We start from the raw sequence: 296 nt of genomic DNA on the forward strand, positions 1-296 counted from the left end.
TCATCATAGGAGTCGTTGTCTTGGGTTGAACGGGATGAGAAAGATTGTAGCAAAGGCCAAGCCAAGAGCGTGAAGAAAATCGAAGGGAGATGAGGGAATCGTAGAAATAAAAAAGGCCGTTTGAAACGGCCTTTTTCAGGATATTTTGTTTTGCAACAAAATAACAGTGTGAAGTGCTTACTTGCGCATACCGTATTTTTGACGGAATTTTTCAACACGTCCTTCCGTATCGACCAGTGATTGCTTACCAGTGAAGAAAGGATGTGAAGCACTAGAAACTTCGATACGAACTAGTG

At 41.9% G+C, this 296-nt stretch carries 1 protein-coding gene; it reads right to left on the bottom strand.

What is annotated here, in order from left to right:
* Nucleotides 1-177: 177 nt before the first annotated feature.
* Entirely contained in the window at nucleotides 178-285 is a 108-nt protein-coding gene (rpmE, locus tag AWR36_RS16510) for a 50S ribosomal protein L31 (protein WP_269767057.1), read from the bottom strand.
* Nucleotides 286-296 lie beyond the last annotated feature (11 nt).

It is taken from the genome of Microbulbifer flavimaris, assembly GCF_001641755.2.
In the GTDB taxonomy this organism is placed as follows: Bacteria; Pseudomonadota; Gammaproteobacteria; order Pseudomonadales; family Cellvibrionaceae; genus Microbulbifer; species Microbulbifer flavimaris.